At 52.4% G+C, this 16151-nt stretch carries 14 protein-coding genes and 1 other annotated feature; of the genes, 3 read left to right on the top strand and 11 right to left on the bottom strand.

Going from position 1 to position 16151, the window contains the following annotated elements; translation table 11 throughout:
- Positions 1 to 125: 125 nt before the first annotated feature.
- The 3 genes from RW092_RS00480 to lspA form a co-directional block, all read right to left on the bottom strand.
- Entirely contained in the window at positions 126 to 1379 is a 1254-nt protein-coding gene (locus tag RW092_RS00480; RefSeq protein ID WP_316009218.1) for an LL-diaminopimelate aminotransferase, read from the bottom strand.
- Positions 1380 to 1569: 190 nt separating this feature from the next.
- Positions 1570 to 2517 (bottom strand): RluA family pseudouridine synthase, encoded by a 948-nt coding sequence (locus RW092_RS00475; RefSeq protein WP_085170563.1) that lies wholly within the window; start codon positions 2515 to 2517, stop codon positions 1570 to 1572.
- Complete coding sequence (gene lspA, locus RW092_RS00470) at positions 2514 to 3008, bottom strand: signal peptidase II (protein WP_036624676.1); 495 nt, start codon at positions 3006 to 3008, stop codon at positions 2514 to 2516. Before lspA ends, RW092_RS00475 begins: the two co-directional genes overlap by 4 nt.
- A gap of 210 nt (positions 3009 to 3218) precedes the next feature.
- On the opposite strand from lspA, the gene RW092_RS00465 reads away from it, so the two are divergent.
- Complete coding sequence (locus RW092_RS00465) at positions 3219 to 3956, top strand: TraR/DksA C4-type zinc finger protein (RefSeq protein WP_028537953.1); 738 nt, start codon at positions 3219 to 3221, stop codon at positions 3954 to 3956.
- On the opposite strand, the gene RW092_RS00460 is transcribed toward RW092_RS00465, so the two are convergent.
- Entirely contained in the window at positions 3943 to 4305 is a 363-nt protein-coding gene (locus RW092_RS00460) for a DUF5665 domain-containing protein (RefSeq protein WP_316009217.1), read from the bottom strand. The two genes, RW092_RS00465 and RW092_RS00460, sit on opposite strands and share 14 nt — an antisense overlap.
- A 133-nt stretch (positions 4306 to 4438) precedes the next feature.
- Positions 4439 to 7534 carry an isoleucine--tRNA ligase gene (gene ileS / locus RW092_RS00455; RefSeq protein ID WP_028537951.1) on the bottom strand — a complete coding sequence of 1032 codons (3096 nt, stop codon included), beginning with the start codon at positions 7532 to 7534 and terminating at the stop codon, positions 4439 to 4441.
- Positions 7535 to 7586: 52 nt separating this feature from the next.
- Positions 7587 to 7898, bottom strand: a binding site (T-box leader).
- A 220-nt stretch (positions 7899 to 8118) separates the two neighbouring features.
- Between ileS and RW092_RS00450 the strand changes: the two genes are divergently transcribed.
- Both RW092_RS00450 and RW092_RS00445 read left to right on the top strand, forming a co-directional pair.
- Positions 8119 to 11139 carry a family 78 glycoside hydrolase catalytic domain gene (locus RW092_RS00450; protein WP_316009216.1) on the top strand — a complete coding sequence of 1007 codons (3021 nt, stop codon included), beginning with the start codon at positions 8119 to 8121 and terminating at the stop codon, positions 11137 to 11139.
- Between the two features lie 97 nt (positions 11140 to 11236).
- On the top strand, positions 11237 to 12148 hold the full coding sequence (locus tag RW092_RS00445; protein WP_316009215.1) for a helix-turn-helix domain-containing protein: 912 nt from the start codon (positions 11237 to 11239) through the stop codon (positions 12146 to 12148).
- A gap of 54 nt (positions 12149 to 12202) precedes the next feature.
- Here the strand turns inward: RW092_RS00445 and RW092_RS00440 are convergent, their stop codons facing one another.
- The 6 genes from RW092_RS00440 to pgeF all read right to left on the bottom strand — a co-directional run bounded on the left by RW092_RS00440 (position 12203) and on the right by pgeF (position 15945).
- Positions 12203 to 12709: a DivIVA domain-containing protein gene (locus RW092_RS00440; protein WP_316009214.1), complete on the bottom strand. Its 507-nt coding sequence runs from the start codon at positions 12707 to 12709 to the stop codon at positions 12203 to 12205.
- 181 nt (positions 12710 to 12890) lie between these two features.
- On the bottom strand, positions 12891 to 13673 hold the full coding sequence (locus RW092_RS00435; protein WP_316009213.1) for a YlmH family RNA-binding protein: 783 nt from the start codon (positions 13671 to 13673) through the stop codon (positions 12891 to 12893).
- A gap of 2 nt (positions 13674 to 13675) precedes the next feature.
- Positions 13676 to 13951 (bottom strand): YggT family protein, encoded by a 276-nt coding sequence (locus tag RW092_RS00430; protein WP_028537947.1) that lies wholly within the window; start codon positions 13949 to 13951, stop codon positions 13676 to 13678.
- 7 nt (positions 13952 to 13958) lie between these two features.
- Entirely contained in the window at positions 13959 to 14408 is a 450-nt protein-coding gene (locus tag RW092_RS00425; RefSeq protein ID WP_028537946.1) for a cell division protein SepF, read from the bottom strand.
- Positions 14408 to 15100: a YggS family pyridoxal phosphate-dependent enzyme gene (locus tag RW092_RS00420; RefSeq protein ID WP_028537945.1), complete on the bottom strand. Its 693-nt coding sequence runs from the start codon at positions 15098 to 15100 to the stop codon at positions 14408 to 14410. The genes RW092_RS00425 and RW092_RS00420 overlap by 1 nt, the downstream gene beginning before the upstream one ends.
- Positions 15101 to 15108: 8 nt before the next feature.
- Positions 15109 to 15945: a peptidoglycan editing factor PgeF gene (gene pgeF / locus RW092_RS00415; protein WP_028537944.1), complete on the bottom strand. Its 837-nt coding sequence runs from the start codon at positions 15943 to 15945 to the stop codon at positions 15109 to 15111.
- Positions 15946 to 16151: the final 206 nt, after the last annotated feature.

Below are 16151 nucleotides of genomic sequence, written 5' to 3'. Positions count from 1 at the left end.
CAAACCCGAGGCGGAAGGCCTCTCCCACCCCGAAATTTTATAAATTCTATAATGTCAAAAAAAGCCCCTTGGGATCAAACCCAAGAGGCATTATAAACGAATCATTATGGTCCATTTTATTCTTCTTAGAAAATAAACTTCAAATCGCCAAGGCGTCGTTTGATTTCAGAAATGACGCGGCGTTCTTCCTCTTCCCCGTCGGCGATAAACGTCACGGAGAAGCGCACGTAATGGCCGGCATCGTCCCACGGCACCGTCGAAATCAGCTTCTCGCGGATCAAGAACTGTGAGAAGTCTTCCGCCGTTTCAAACGTTGGTCCGCCTTCCACGCCCTTCGGCGCTTCAACATAGAGGAAGAACGAACCCTTCGGCTTCTTCGCCTTAAAGCCCAAGTCATTCAGAGCATTCACCAGCAGCTCATGGCGGCGCGAATATTTCTCGGCGATGCGCTCCGTGATTTCTGGATGAGCCAGCCCGTAAGCGGCCGCTTTCTGAATAGCGATAAATTGACCGGAATCGTTGTTGTCCTTCACGTCGCTGAACGCTTTAATGATCAGCGGGTTGCCGGCAACAAACCCGATTCTCCACCCGGTCATGTTGTACGACTTGGACAAGGAGTGCAGCTCGACACCTACGTCCTTTGCTCCCGGTACCGACAAGAAGCTCAGCGGCTTCAAACCGTCATACGTCAATGCAGCATACGGTGCATCGTGTACAATCACGACATGATATTTCTTCGCCCAGTCCACGACCTTGGCAAAAAACTCCTTCGTCGCGCTCGCGCCCGTCGGGTTGTTCGGGTAGTTCAAGTACATCAGCTTGGCCTTACGTGCGACCTCTTCTGGAATCGCGTCCAAATCCGGCAGGAAATCATTCTCCTCCGTCAACGGCACGGTATACACCTCGCCGCCCAAATACTTCGTATGGGTCCCGATAATCGGGTAGCCCGGCACGGTCATAATCGTGATATCTCCAGGATTGATGAAGCAAGAAGGGAGCATAGCGATCGCTGGCTTGGAGCCGATCGAGTGCACTACTTCCGTAACCGGATCGATATCTTCAACGCCAAAAACATCATGAAGATACTTCGCTGCCGCTTCCTTGAACTCGGCGATGCCGTTGTCGGCGTACCCGCGGTTCTCGCGTTTTGCCGCTTCCTCCGCCAGTTTGGCCACAATGCCGGCATCCGCCATATCATCAGGTTCGCCGACGCCCATGTCGATCAGTTCAACATCGGGAAAATCCTTCTTCGCTGCCGCTTTCGCCCGTTTGATTTTCTCGAATTTATAAATAGCGGTATCTTTGCCGTAGTTCGCCCCGCCAATGCGCTCTGCAAATTGTTGTTGAATATAAGTTTCCTGTCCATTCAGCGTACTCATCGTAAACGTCCATCTCCTTCGTATTCATAAAAAAATCCATCCTCAAATGATTCGAACTCGCACTTTAAATATGCAGGAATTCGGCCCATTTAGAGAATGGATTAATCACCTGATCGTTTGTACTTTTTGATCAAGCTGTCTCCTGGAGGTGAACATTCTATAGGTTAAATCACCAAATCTAAGCAATGGCTTAGCGATTTCTCAGCGATTGCAGCACATCTTCCATATCCGCCGGAATCGGTGCACTAAACTCCAAATACCGCCCGTCTTCCGGATGCTCAAAACCGAGCACAGCAGCGTGCAGCGCTTGTCCATCCATTTTGATCCCTTTACTGCGTCCATACAGCGGGTCTCCCACCAACGGATGGCCGATAAACTTCATATGCACACGGATTTGATGCGTACGTCCCGTTTCCAGCTTGAGCTCAAGCAGCGTATAATCACCAAATCGCTCCACCACATGAAAATGCGTAACCGCATGCTTGCTGTTCCGTTCAATTACTGTATACATCTTGCGATCATGGGGATCGCGGCCAATCGGCGCATCTACTGTGCCTTGGTCATGGCTAACGTTGCCGTGAACCAAAGCATAATATTTCCGCGTCACCGTATGCGCCTTCAGTTGAGCGGCCAACGAGGCATGGGCCTTATCGTTCTTCGCTGCCATAATGAGACCTGAGGTGTCCTTATCGATCCGATGCACGATCCCAGGCCGAAGCTCGCCATTGATTCCCGACAGATCCTTGCAGTGGAACATCAAGGCGTTCACCAGCGTGCCGGAAGTATGTCCCGGTGCCGGGTGCACGACCATGCCGCGCGGCTTGTTAACGACGATCACATCACTGTCTTCATAATAAATGTCCAGCGGTATGTCTTCCGGTACAATTTCCGTAGGCTCTGCCTCCGGAATCACCAGTACGATGCGGTCGCCTTCGGCCAGCTTGTAATTGGCTTTCACCGACGCCCCATTTACAACCAAGTTCCCCGCTTCAATCCACAGCTGAATCTGGCTGCGGGAGAACTCTTCGCCCAGCTGCGTTTTTGCAAATTTATCGATTCGCTCTTTCGCGTCAGCCGGTCCGGCCACCCACTCAAGCTTCTCTTCTTCAAAATCCTCTAGCGTTTGATCCAAACTCATACGTTTTCCTCATGCTCCTGTGGTGTTGCGGCTTGCTTCTCCCGGCGAAGCTCCAGCAGTGAATCCAAAATGATCAGCGCCACGCCAATAACGATGCAAGAATCCGCAACGTTAAAAATCGGGAATGTGTACGAACCGAAATTAAACATCAGAAAATCAACGACTTCCCCACTGACGGCACGATCGAGAAAATTGCCGATAGCTCCGCCAAGTACCAGAGACAACGCTACCGGCAGCATTTTGTTGGGTTGATTTTTTATTTTAAGCAAATACCAGATGATCCCAAGCACCACAACCGTAGTCACCACAATAAAAAACCAGCGTTGATCCTGCAAAATGCCAAACGCCGCGCCGCGGTTCCGATGGGAGGTAATCAAGAAAAAGTTGCCGATCACCGGGATTTGTTCCCCGATCGTCATTCCGGTTGCAATCCAATATTTCGTGCCTTGATCCACCAGAAAAACGATTAATGCAATCAAAAAGTATACCACGCGGTCCGTCACCTCGTTTTTCATTTCCCGCTCGCACCAAGCGGCAGGATATTCCTCTTCTAAGCCTTGTATATTGTAGCACAGCCGGAAATGGCCCGTCCATGCGCGAAAGGATTTTCCTTAGGTATTTCGTCATGGTTCTGCACAAAATACCGCTAGGAGAGACGTTACAAATCACCGCTCTAGATGCAGGAAGGAAGGAGCAACCACATGCCGCATTTAACGAAAGCCCAGCTCGCGGAGCTTACCGCGAAACTGCAGGAAACCAAGTCTGCTTTAACCGAGCAATTATCTGACAATGATCATTATGGAATGAATGAATCGATGCGCGATAATACCAATGAGCTGAGCCAGATCGATAATCACCCCGGGGATCTCGGATCCGAAGTCTTTGAACGGGGCAAAGATTTGGCCCTGACCGAGCATCATGAAATGCATCTGGCCCGGGTTGAGGATGCACTTGAACGAATCGAGGATGGCAGCTACGGCTACTGCGCAACGTGCGGCAAGCCGATCAGCTATGAACGGCTCCGCGCCATCCCGGAAACAGCGTATTGTAAAGATCACAGTCCGCAATCGTTCGTATCCGCCAAACGGCCGATCGAGGAAATCTTCTTATCTCCGCCGTTTGGCCGCACGAGCTTGGATGAACGCGAGGATCAGAATGGCTTTGACGGGGAGGATGCTTGGCAAATCGTTGAGAGCTATGGAACCTCGAATTCACCGGCGATGGCCGAGGATCGGGAAATCGATGATTATAATGATATGGAAATCGAAGCCTCCGATGAGCTCGATGGATTTGTGGAGCCTTACGAATCCTTTGTTGCCACAGATATCTATGGCAAGAATGTTTGCTTTTACCGCAACGGCGTTTACCGGAAACATATGAGTGCCACGGAGCATTTGGACAGCGAGGATTCGCTCGGAACCGGACCTAATACGTATTAAGCTCCATCTGTCTTTGCACGATCCGCACGATGTCCGCGATATAGTCGCCGATGATCGGCAGATTCAGCGCCCCCAGGATCTGCAGGATGTAGATGATCGTTGCCGCAAAAAAGGTAAACCCGATCGCGATCCCCACCCCCCGGGCTGTTCCGGACAACAGGTTCAACCAGATCAAGCGCCACGGGCGGTTTAGCAGTTCGGTGTATTCGGCGATCCGCGATTTCTCTAGCTGCCTGGTCCAATTCAAGGTCAGGCGGTATACGGCGTTCATCTGCTCCTCCGGCGTTTTTGGCAAAGGTTCCGCCGCCGCAGGTGCCGCAGGTTCAGGCCTCGGTTTTCGACGAATCATGAACAACCCATCCTTTGCTCCCCAGTGTATCCCAAAACACAAACGAGCCCGTTCCCCTTTTACAGGAGAGCGCAGGCTCGTTTGCTTCAATTGCTATTATTATGACCTTCCTGGAAAAGCTCCATTCAGGTACTTACGCATCAATTGAAATCGCGATGGTTTTGCTGCCGAGATCTACCGTTTCAGCCTGGCCTTGCGGCTTGCCGAAGGCGACGTCCGTGATCAAGACGTTCTCACGCAGCACATGTTCAAATGCGGTGATGGCTGCTTTTAATTCATCGTCAACATCCAAGGTGAGGTGTACCCGTTTCTCGATCGGCAGATCCAGCTTCTTCCGGGTATCCTGCACCGCGCGGACGACTTCACGCACCCAGCCTTCTTGTTCCAGCTCCGGCGTGATGTCCGTGTTCAGCGCAACGGTTAAGCCGTAACCGGAAGCGGAGGCGTAACCCGGCTTCGCTTGTTTCTCAACGAGCAATTCGTCCGCAGTGACCGTCAGCTCTTCGCCTTCCGGCGAAGTCACGGAAAATTGACCTTGCTCCACGATGGCGCGGGTTTGCTCCGGCGCGAGATTTTTCAGGTAGCCTTGCAGGAAGCCGACGTTTTTACCGTATTTCTTCCCGGCCACCTTCAGGTTCAACTTCAATGTGAAATCAACAAAACCGCTGTCGCTCGTTTCGATGTCGATCGCTTTGACGTTGATCTCTTCCTTGATGATATCTTCATATTCGCTCACCGCAAACTCCCGGTCCATGGAGACGATCAGGCTGGACAACGGCTGACGCGTTTTGATGCCGCTCTCGTTACGGACGTTGCGGGCCAGCTCAACGATTTGCCGTGCGCTCTCCATGTCTTGCTCCAGTGCAAGATCGATCAGCGATTCATCCGCTTGCGGATAATCGGCCAGGTGGACGCTTTCCCCGCCGCCCAAGTTGGTGAAAATGTCCTCAGCGATCAACGGCGCAAACGGCGCGATCACTTTGGATAGGGTGAGCAATACGTGAGTCAGCGTTTGGTAAGCGGACAATTTGTCATCGTTCAGGCCGCTGCCCCAGAACCGGTCGCGGGAACGGCGGATATACCAGTTACTGAGCTCATCGATAAATCCTTCGATCGCTTGCGAGGAGTTCACGAAGTCGTTCACCGCCAGGCCTTTGTCGACCACTTGAATTAAGCTGTTCAGACGGGACAGAATCCAGCGGTCCAGCTTATTCTCGGAAGGACGGTAAGCATGCTCTTCCGGTTTATAGCCGTCGATCCCGGCATACAGCGTCAGGAACGCATGGGTGTTCACCAGCGTATCTACGACTTTCGATTTGGCTTCAGCTACGATGCCTTTGGAGAACCGTTTGCTGTTCCAAGGCGCGCTGTCGGACAAGAGTGCCCAGCGGAACGCGTCCGTGCCAAACTCGTTGATAATTTCCCAAGGATCGATGACATTGCCTTTGGATTTGGACATTTTCTGCCCGTTTTCGTCCAGCACGTGGCCGGTGGCAATCACGGCTTTGTAAGGCGCTTTGCCAGTGAACAGCGTGGACACGGCCAACAAGCTGTAGAACCAGCCGCGCGTTTGGTCGATCCCTTCGCAGATCATATCTGCCGGGAATTGCTCCGCGAACGTCTCTTGGTTCTCAAACGGATAATGATGCTGCGCAAACGGCATCGAACCGCTGTCGAACCAAACGTCGATGACTTCGCTCGTCCGTTCCATCACGCCGCCTTCGCAATGCGGGCAATGAACCTTCACTTCGTCAACGTACGGTTTATGCAGCTCCAAATCCTCGCTGACATGGCCTACCGCATGCTCCCGCAGCTCGGCGATGCTGTGCGGAGCGAATTGTCCGCCGCAATCCGGGCAAACCCACACGTTCAGCGGCGTCCCCCAATAGCGGTTCCGGCTGATATTCCAATCGACCAGCTCTTCGAGGAACTTCCCGAAGCGGCCTTCACGAACATGCCCTGGATACCAGTCCACGGAATTGTTGTTGGCAATCAGCTGATCCTTAATGGCTGTTGTTTCGATAAACCAGCTCTCCATCGCATAGTAGAGCAGCGGCGATTTACAACGCCAGCAGTGCGGGTAGCTGTGCTCGTATTTCTCTTTGCTGTACAGCGTTCCTTGCTCGGACAGCATCTTAACGATGTCAAGGTCACAGTCCTTGACGAAACGGCCTGCGAAATCGGTTACCACGTCCGTATAGCGGCCTTGACCGTTCACAACGCTGACAAAGGTGATGCCGTTCTCGCGGCAAGTGCGGTAGTCGTCCTCCCCGTGAGCCGGTGCCATGTGAACGATCCCTGTACCGCTGGCATCCGTAACGAACGAAGCACCAACGATCACGTTAATGTTATCCGCTTTGATGTAGGTAAACGGCGGCGTATAGGTTTTGCCAACGAATTCCGAACCTTTGTGCGTCGACAATACCGTGTAATCGCCTTTCATGACTTTCTCAACCAGGTTCTTCGCAACGATATATACACCGTCTTCCTGCTGTACACGGGCGTATTCCATGTCTGGATTCACAGCCAGTGCCACGTGAGACGGAAGTGTCCAAGGCGTGGTCGTCCAAGCCAGTACATATTCGCCGGTGTCGGTCAGCTTGAATTTCGCTGTGGCACTGAGATCCTTCACATCCTCATACCCTTGCGCCACTTCGTGGGAACTGAGCGACGTTTGGCAGCATGGGCAATACGGGCTGACGCGATGGCCGCGGTACAGCAGGCCTTTGTCGTGGATCGTCGCCAGGATGTTCCACACGCTTTCGATGTAGCTGTTGTTCAGGGTGATGTACGGATCGTCGAGATCCACCCAGTACGCAATCGCTTCGGTAAATTCCCGCCATTGCTTTTCGTAGCCAAACACGCTGTCTTTACATTTTTTCACGAAATCCTCGATACCGTACTTCTCGATCTCCTGCTTGCCCGAGATGCCAAGCTCCTTCTCTACGCCCAGCTCGACCGGCAATCCGTGCGTATCCCAGCCCGCTTTGCGGACAACGCGATAGCCTTTCATCGTTTGGTAGCGGCCAACGAAGTCCTTGATGACGCGGCCTAACACGTGACCGATATGCGGCAAGCCGTTAGCGGTAGGCGGTCCTTCAAAAAAAACGTAATTCGGCCGGCCCGCCCGATTTTCGATACTCTTTTTAAACGTATTTTCGCGGCTCCATTTGTCCAGAATCCGCAGGTCGCGAGCCCGCGCATTTTCTTTGACGTCAACCTTCTTCATACTTCTCTTCCTTTCTTTAATCAACCTGTAAAAATAACAAAGCCCCGTCCCTAGAAGGGACGAGGCATTAGCTCGCGTTACCACCCTTGTTTCATGCTTGATAAACACAGCTGTCCGAAGGACGAGCCGCATCTTAGGCATGACACCTTGATCCCATACGCTTCATATGGGGTCGGTATAACGGCCGACAACCGGCAAAGCTTACTAAGCAGAGATTCAAAATGTTGGCATTTGAATCACATTTAAGTTCAGCCTTGCTTCTCCGGGAGGATATTCCGTCCGCGCATTGAACGTTGGCTTTCAGCAGGATGCCAACTCTCTGGGGAACAACATCACGGCGTACTGGTCCCATCATCGAATGATTCTTTATGCAAGTACAATATGTAAATAGTTATATCTTATTGCCTCCCTCATGTCAACATCCTGCCCTCAACCTGTTTTTTTGCCTAGAAGACAATTCATCATTGCCCTGGAAATGTCCGGAATTCCCCTCTTTCGTACGTTTTCCCCCTCCCCTGTTCCTCAGGTGCCTCTTTTATAATGAAAGGGATTACATTTTCGTGTGAGAAGGAGCGAGCATACCGATGGAGACCCTCTGGCAAGGAAAATGGATTTGGCATTCCGGTGAATCCAGCCCGCGTAACGAGTGGCGTTGCTTCCGCAAAACGTTTGCGTGGACGGCAGCCAACAGCGGGCGAGCAGTGATCAAGCTTACGGCGGACTCCAGATACGTCCTGTACGTAAACGGACAACGGATTGGTCAAGGCCCTCCGCGCTCCTGGCCGTTTCGGCTGGCTTATGATGAATACGACATCGGCCATTTGCTGAGACCAGGACAAACGAACGTCATCGCCGTCATGGTGATGCATTTTGGAGTCAGCAACTTCTATTATTTGCGGGGACGCGGGGGCTTGCTGGCCCAATTGGAGCTTGGTAGCAGCCCACAAATCCTAGCAGCAACAGACGATACGTGGTTCACTGTGGTGCATTCAGGCCATGACAGCCGTTCCCCGCGAATGTCCTGTCAGCATGCTTTCGCCGAGAAGATCGACGCGCGATTGTGGGACGACAACTGGATTCAACCGGACTACCAACCTGGCCCGGAATGGCAACCAGCCGCGGTCATCGGCCCGGCAGGCTGCGAGCCTTGGGGAATGCCGGTTCCCCGGGACATTCCCTATTTGACGGAAGAAACTGTATATCCTCGGCGCATCGAACGCTTGAGCAAGGTTAAGCCCGTTCAATATACGGCGGCTATTGACCTGCGAAATCAATTTTTCGAGGACAGTACCGACACGGCGAACCCAGCCGAATTTCTCGGATTGCTCGCTACCGTGGTGCGTTGTCCGTTGAAATGTACGGCTACGCTGGGGCTGATCGATGTGGGCGGGACATTTCGGGGCTGCAGTCTGGACGGGGTTTGGTACGATGAGAAGTCATTAATAGGTGAAGCTCCCGAACGCTTTCTCCGCCTTGAGCTTGATCCGGGAGATCATCTCCTGCTGATCGACGTCAGCGGAGGGACGCACGGAAGCGGGCATCATTTTGCGGTGGACGCCGAGAAGCCGCTGGAGTTCTTATCGCCTCTCACGTTCATACAAGCACAATCAAACGCTCAAGCAGACGATTCGTCCGTCTTTGTTACCCTTGGTCCCTTTGACGGCGGAATCCGTTACGACCATAAACCAAATCCTCCGATGAATCCGGCGCACCCCGACTATTTGCGGGCCCGAGAGATCGCAGATGCGGCAGGACTTGTACCGTTTGCGAACTGGCTCCGTCCGGTTCCCGAGGCGCTGGTCAGCCAGGAAGATGTCTTTATCCTTTCCGTGTGGAAAAGGGATGAAGTCCCTTTAGCGATTCCAAACACGCTGCAACAAGCGGTGATTCCCAGCTTCGAGCTGGCGGTGGTCCCTTGGTATCCCGATGGAGATACCGAATTTGTGATCGACTTTGGCAGAGAGCTGTCAGGTTATTTAGAGTTCGAAGTTGAAGCGCCGGAGGGGGCGATCCTTGATTTTTACGGATTCGAGTTTATGCATGAAGGTCGACGCCAGGATACTTACGGATTGGACCATACGCTTCGCTACATCTGCGCCGGGGGACGCCAGCGGTACACGTCTCCAGTGCGGCGTGGACTACGATACTGCCAGGTCACCGTACGAAACGCAACGGTTCCTGTGCGCATCTGCTATATTCGCATGCTGCAAAGCAATTATCCGATCGCTGAGGTTGGGCAGTTCCAGTCATCGGATCCGCGCCTAAATGACATTTGGCAGATCAGCCAACATACGACCCGGCTATGTATGGAGGATACTTTTGTTGATTGTCCGATGTACGAGCAGACCTTCTGGGTCGGCGATGCCCGGAATGAAGCGCTGATCAACTATTATTTATTTGGGGCTGACCGGATCGTCGAACGCTGCCTGCGATTGGTTCCCGGCTCCAAGTTCCAGACCCCGTTTTACGCCGACCAAGTGCCGAGCGGATGGAACAGCGTCATTCCGAACTGGACATTCTTCTGGATTATCGCCTGCTTGGAGCTGTATCGCTATAATGGGGACAAATCCTTTGCCGCGGATATTTTCCCCCATATCGAGTATACGCTCAAGCATTATTTAGAGCGGCTGGATGATCGGGGATTACTATGGATCCGCAGCTGGAACCTGCTCGATTGGGCTCCGCTGGACCAGCCGAACGACGGGATCGTATCACACCAGAACATGTTCCTGGTCAAAGCATTGATGTCCACCGCTGCTATTGCTTCGGCTCTCGGCAATCGTGAAGCGGAGGCGTTCTACACGGAGCAGGCGAACCGCTTGGCAGCCGCCATCAACAAGCATTTATGGTCGGAAGAACAACAAGCCTATCTCGATTGCATCCATACGGATGGGCGGCGCTCTGACATCTTCAGCATTCAGACGCAAGTTGTGGCGCTGTTGTGCGGCATTCCCGAACAGGTTAAGGACGAGAGCTCCAACTCTGCAACCGCTCAAACGGCAGACGCAACGCTCGCGAAGCGCAGACTTGCTTCCGTTGAACGACTGATTCTGCATCCGCCCAGCTCCTTCGTGCAAATTGGCAGTCCGTTTATGTCCTTCTTCTACTACGAAGCGCTGGCGAAACTGGGCAAATGGGATATCATGATCGAAGATATGCGTCAGGGCTATGGGCAAATGATCGATTGGGGAGCGACAACCTGCTGGGAGATGTATCCTAACTTCACGGAAAACCGAGCCAAAGCCGACCTGCTGACTCGGAGCCATTGCCATGCCTGGTCTGCGGGACCCGCCTATTTCCTAGGTGCCTACGTCCTCGGCGTTCGCAGCCTGGAGCCCGGATGGAGTCGAGTGCTCGTGGCACCGCAGCCATGCGGCGGATTGACCTGGGCGCGCGGCACCGTTCCCGTTCCAGGCGGCGGCAGAATCGACGTTTCCTGGCGTCTGAAATCCCCTGCAGCCGTTGCAGCAGAGGAAAATCAAGCGCAACCCAGCCTGCCCCGGATGCACTTGCGGATCGTTTCTCCAGAAGCCATCGAGATCGAGGTTCAGTCCCCGAGCGAGGTTGACGTTGTGATTGAGCATATTCGTGTCGCTTCAGCATAGGCATGTTGTATTTGTCATGGGCTTAGCCGATTTCAAATTGACCCTTGCCGGAGCTGACACTATAATAGGGGCAACCGCAGCGTAGGAGGGATCACCGTTGTCTTTATACCGAGGGGAGAAGGTACTGGACGGGGCTGATTTTTTTACGGACTCCTTACCTTTTTACTTTAACCGGGTCGAAGAGACCTTTGATTTGCAGATGCATAGCCATCGTTTCGTGGAAATTGTGCTCGTGGATGAAGGTGAAGGGTTTCATTTCATCGATGAGGAGGTTGTGCGCGTCACCAAAAACGATGTATTTCTGCTCCCCGCCGGAACGAGACATGTGTTTCGCCCCGGACATGCGGGATCTCGTCATCCGCTAATCGTTTACAACTGTTTATTTGAGCCGAGCAAGCTGCTCGCATGCCTGGAACACCTGCCCGGCTTTCACGAGTTAAGCCGCTCCAGACCGTATTTGTTCGAGGGAACTAGGGCCTCCTCTCCGGGGTGGCTGCACTTGAGGGAGGGAGGCAGTCCGTGGAGTATTTGGTTTCGCGCTGCCTACCGTGAGTTTACCGAACGAAAGCCGGGGTATCTCCTTCAACTGTACAGCCGATTTATTGAGCTGGCCGTCATGCTGGAACGTCATCTGGAGCGCCTCCAGTCCAACTCTGCCGCAGAACCGGAAAAACGGATAATGGAGGACGTCCTACGTCAGATCGATACGGACTATGCGATGAGATTGTCCGCGCGGAGTTTTGCTGCAGCAACTCATCTCAGCGAACGCCACTTCCATCGCTTGTTCCGCCAATATGCCGGTTGCACCTTTCACGAATACGTTCGGAACAAAAGAATGGAGAGAAGCCGCGAACTGCTAATCTCGACCCGGCTCCCGGTGATGGAGATTATGAAGAGAGTGGGTTACGCAGATAAGAAGCATTTTCTGTACCTCTTTAAGCAATCGACCGGCGTCTCTCCTACCGAATACCGACGGCAAGTCAGCCTGGATCGGCCGCAGGAACGCTAATAAAATACGCCATTTGGCGCTCCCTCATGGAAGCCAAATGGCGTTTGCTTTGGATTAATACAGTTCCTGTACTTCTTGACCTTTCTCAGGGGCACGTTCGCGGCTCTCCAGCGTATCCCAGGTTTCGCTGCTAAGTAGATCCAACTGGGCTTCCACCAGCGTGCGGAAACGAGCGCGGTAAATGGAAGCCTGCTTCTTGAGCTCTTCCACTTCCATCGCAATTTTACGCGATTTGGCCAGCGATTCGTTGACGATCCGATCGGCGTTCTTCTCCGCCTCTTTCACGATCAACTGAGCTTCCTTCTTCGCATTGTTCTTCACTTCATCGGCCGCTTCCTGTGCAACGATAATGGTCTTGCTAAGAGTTTCCTCAATATTAGCAAAATGATCCAGTTTCTCTTGCAAAGCCAACAGTTGGTTATGAAGCTCCTTGTTCTCCCGGATCACGATCTCATAGTCTTTAATGACTTGGTCGAGAAACTCATTCACTTCATCTTCGTCATAACCGCGCAATCGTCTGGAAAACTCTTTGTTATGTATATCCAGCGGCGTCAATGGCATGATCCTCACCTCCTAGAAATTTCGAAACTCCCCGTGAAGCGATAGTTCCATCAGGTGAATTGTCCCGTTGTTGAACTCGCACCCCAGCGGGAAGATGGGTTCAATTCAATCACGAGATACATTCAAGAACCAGTTCGAACTATCATATTCGACAAGAATCCACCATCTCCTGCCAAACGGCTCATACAAATTTACCGATTTTGACACGATGTCTGCCTTTCTTGGTTAAACCGCCTGCTTCCAGCACCTTAAATCGCCCGAAGCCCTGCAGTGCAACGACATCGCCAACCTTCAACGGTGTGGAGGGGTCCTCCTCCGTTCGCCAATTTACTCGGCAACGGCCGGCTTTGATTGGAATCAGCACTTTGTTACGGCTTAAGCGAAAAACATCGCTAACAATCCCATCCAAGCGCAATGAAGCCACTGTCAGCTCCATCGGTTCCAGTTCTTTCTCCATCGTCCTCAGCTCGCCTAGGTTCAGTACATCGGTCATGACATTCACGCGATGCACTTGATGGAGGTTCATTTGCAGAAACGGTGCAATCTCTTCCGCAACAATGACGTGACATCCGTCCTCACGAACATGAATGTCGCCGATTTTATCGCGTTTGAGTCCGAGCCCCAATATCGCCCCTAAATAATCGCTATGCTGAAGGGCGAGAAATTTCTGGTCTCCTGAGGTGATATCGAGCACTTTCAGTCCCATCGGCTCTTGGCTGAGATCCCGGTAATCCGGAGCAATCAGTGCCCGCCGTCGTTCCGCGCCTTCATAACCGCCGTCCAGCCGAATTTGGGCATCGGGATGGCGATTCGCCAGGGTCTCCAGAATGTAACATTGCCGCGGATCCAGGAAGTCGCTAAGCTTGACCTCATGATAATCCCCGGCATTCACGACCCATTCCCAGGCTCGGTCGACAAACGGCCGTTCCTCCGGTTTAAAATGCTCATAAATATCGGCTTTCATCATTAGTACCCAAAGATATAGTGGAGAACACTAATTAATCCGAAGACAGCCAATCGGAGCACAAACAAGGCAATAATCGGCGAGATGTCGATCATCCCCATGATCGGTGGAATAAACCGCCGGAAGGGAGCCAAATAGGGCTCAACGAGCTTGCCCAGCAGTTCGCCAATAAAGCTGTCGCGGGCGTTAGGTACCCATGACATCAGAATGTAAACCAGGATCATATAAAAATAAATATTGTATAGCAGCCATACAATGGAATCGATATAACCTACCAAGCTGTCATCACCTCATTCTGTTATAATCGGAATCCTCCGTTAAAATCTCTGTAATCGATCCCTGAATTTCAACGGTATCCGGTGTGCAAAGAAAAATATTCGATCCAATTTTGGAGATGCTTCCGCTAAGCGCATAAATCGTTCCGCTTAAGAAATCAATAATGCGCATGGCTTGATCATTGCGGACCCGCTGCAAATTAACGACGACCGATCGATGGGAACGAAGATGGTCAGCGATTTCCTGCGCTTCTTCATAGGAGCGAGGTTCATAGAGGATGACCTTGACATTCTTCTGGGAGTGAATACTGACCACGTTGCTTCCTCTCTGATTTCTACGGGATTCAAAGCTTGGGGTTTCAATTTCTGCGTCTTCTTGACCAGAAAACCGTTCGCGCTCCACAATCTCTTCTTCTTCCTGTAAGCCCAGAAAGTTCATGAACCGGTTCATTACTCCCATTACGACAATTCCCCTTTCCCCACTAACAGCGTTCCGAGGCGAACCCATGTCGCCCCTTCCTCAATCGCCACTTCAAAATCTCCCGACATGCCCATCGACAATTCTGTCAACGGCTCCGCCGTTACAGCTTGAGCGTTCAGTTGATCGCGCAGCTCCCGCAGTTTGCGGAAAACCGGTCTTGTCCGCTCGGCATCTTCCTCGATGGGAGCCATCGTCATGAGCCCCACCACGCGAACATGCTTCAAATCTGCGATTTCCTTCAAAAAATCAGCAGCTTGCTCAGGCTCAATCCCTTGCTTGGACGCCTCGCCGGAGACGTTCACCTGCAAAAATGCAGTAACGCTCGTTCCCATCGCTGAGGCTCGTTTCTCCAATTCACGGGCCAGCGACAGCCGGTCCAACGAATGAATATATTGAAATTTCCCAATGACGTCCTTGACCTTATTGCTCTGCAGATGGCCGATAAAATGCCAGGTCCCTTGCCCTTCGAGCGCTTCCCATTTCGGAACGGCGATTTGCGGGCGATTCTCACCGATATGCACGATCCCTGCGTCCAGCACTTCGCGCGTAGCTTCAACCGATACATATTTAGTTACGGCGACGACATGGACCTCCTCGCGCTTTCTGCCGCTTCGCTCGCAGGCTGCCTTAATCCGCTCTTCCACGTGCTGTATCCGTTCCTTCAGCGACACGGGAAGGATCACCTCTCTTTTATGCCAATCCAGCTTGCCATTCTCCCTGTAACGCCATTCTGCGCCCGGTAGGAGTAAAAATACTCCGGATGACAGCTTGTACACCACGTTGTACATTCGATATGAGTCGGCAATATTCCTGCTTTAATCATAATGATTCGATTCATTTCTTTCAAGTTCAGCATTGTTTTTCCTGCACGGGGAGATGCGGAAGCAAAATGCGGCTCTTCACCCGGCAGCGCCTCACGAACCTTCTCCATCACCACTTCGTCCACCTCATAGCAGCATTCCCCAATGCTGGGGCCAATCGCCGTGCGGATCTCGCTCCGCTGGCTGCCGAACTCGCGTTCCATCGTGTGAATCATTTCTGCAGCGATCAGACGGACGCTGCCTTTCCACCCAGCGTGGGCCAAGCCTACGACACCTCTCACCGGGTCAGCAAAATAAAGAGGAACACAATCGGCATAAAACGAGGTGAGCAGCACCCCCGATACGTTGGTCACCAGTCCGTCCGTCTCCTGAAAAGCGCCGCTGCGGTCCAGGAACCCTTTGCCGCGATCCTCGGCACGGACCACGGCGACGGCGTTGCCGTGAACCTGCTCCCCGCAAGTCCATGCATCGGAGGCAAACCCCAACGCTTTCGCTAACCGGCGTCGGTTCTCAAGCACGTGCTGAGGGTCGTCGCCTACGTGAAGAGCCAGATTCAAGCTATCATACGGCGGTTCGCTGACTCCGCCAGACCGTCCGGTAAATCCGGCGCTGATTCCCGGAATAACATTGGCCCAAGGAGCCAGCTCGAACCGTTCCGGTTGTTGGTTCTTAGCATTCCTTACAAACGGTTCCATCATCCATCTCCTTAAGGTAATTAAATTTAACGGACCTAAACGACCTTATTTGCCAGAAAAAGCGTCAAACAAAGATCTAGCTAAGATGAACGTAAAACAAAGACAGCCCTCCAAATTGCTACATCTCGTAGGTTAAAATGGAAAGTGTAAACCAAACCATTTCAGAGCTACATAGCAAAGGAGAGCTGATACTATGCAGTCTACCA

Origin of the sequence: Paenibacillus sp. 3LSP (genome assembly GCF_032465655.1) — a bacterium.
Lineage (GTDB): Bacteria > Bacillota > Bacilli > Paenibacillales > Paenibacillaceae > Fontibacillus > Fontibacillus barengoltzii.
Note: the sequence above shows the minus strand (reverse complement) of the source record. Positions and strands in the feature narration are given on the sequence as shown.